General features: G+C 58.7%; 1 protein-coding gene. It reads left to right on the top strand.

Annotation, left to right across the window (positions count from 1 at the left end; translation table 11 throughout):
• Window positions 1-336 precede the first annotated feature (336 nt).
• Window positions 337-621, top strand: coding sequence for a GIY-YIG nuclease family protein (locus CO670_RS32350; RefSeq protein ID WP_097594074.1), 285 nt, complete (start codon window positions 337-339; stop codon window positions 619-621).
• The last annotated feature ends 260 nt before the right edge of the window (window positions 622-881 follow it).

The following is an 881-nucleotide window of genomic DNA, read 5'->3' as shown; positions in this document are numbered from 1 at the left end:
GACAGCAGTGGGCTTGACCCGAGTATCCATGCCGCAACCACTCCGCTTGAATTTGCTCGGTTGCGGTCGCCTTTGTCCGTATGAACGCCAACGCAGTGCTCGCGGCCATGGGTCCTCAGGTCAAGCCCGAGGACGACGGAGGGTGGGGGAGCCTATGGGGCAAGGGCCGCAAGTGCAGTGGTTCTGCTGGAATGGCGCCTTTCGTGATCTCCACACAAAACCGCCGCCCATTTTACTGGAATTCCTCCAGACCTCTCGCCTCTTGCCCGGCGCCCTCCCCATCCTCCGTCATACTCGGGCTTGACCCGAATATCCATAACCAAGCACTCTGCGCGCATGGCGGGATATGTTTACATCATCACCAACCAGAAAAACGGCACGCTCTATATCGGCGTGACATCCGATCTGGAGCGCCGCATCTATGAGCATCGCGAAGGGCTGACGCCGGGCTTTGCCTGGAAATATGGCTGCACCCGCCTCGTCTGGTACGAGGAACATTGGGATATCGGCAGTGCGATCCAGCGCGAGAAGTCGTTGAAACGCTGGTATCGGCAATGGAAGATCGATCTGGTCGAGGCGATGAATCCCGCGTGGGATGATCTCTATCTTACCCTGTGGTGATGTTCGCTGCGGTCGCTTTTCACGAACGCAGTGCTTGCCGCATGGGTCCTCGGGTCAAGCCCGAGGACGACGGAGAATGGGGAGCCTGTGTGGCAAGGACCATAAGGGTGGTGATTTGTCAGAACTGCCGTCTTTGTTTTACGCAATTCCCAGCCAAAACCGCCCGCGCATCTTGCCGGAATTCCTCCAGACGTCTCGCCTCCTGCCGATCGCATCCCCCATCCTCCGTCATACTCGGGCTTGACCCACTGCTGTCCGGT

It is taken from the genome of Rhizobium sp. J15 (assembly GCF_002531825.1).
Taxonomy (GTDB): Bacteria; Pseudomonadota; Alphaproteobacteria; order Rhizobiales; family Rhizobiaceae; genus Rhizobium.
This window is presented reverse-complemented; position numbering and strand designations above follow the sequence as displayed.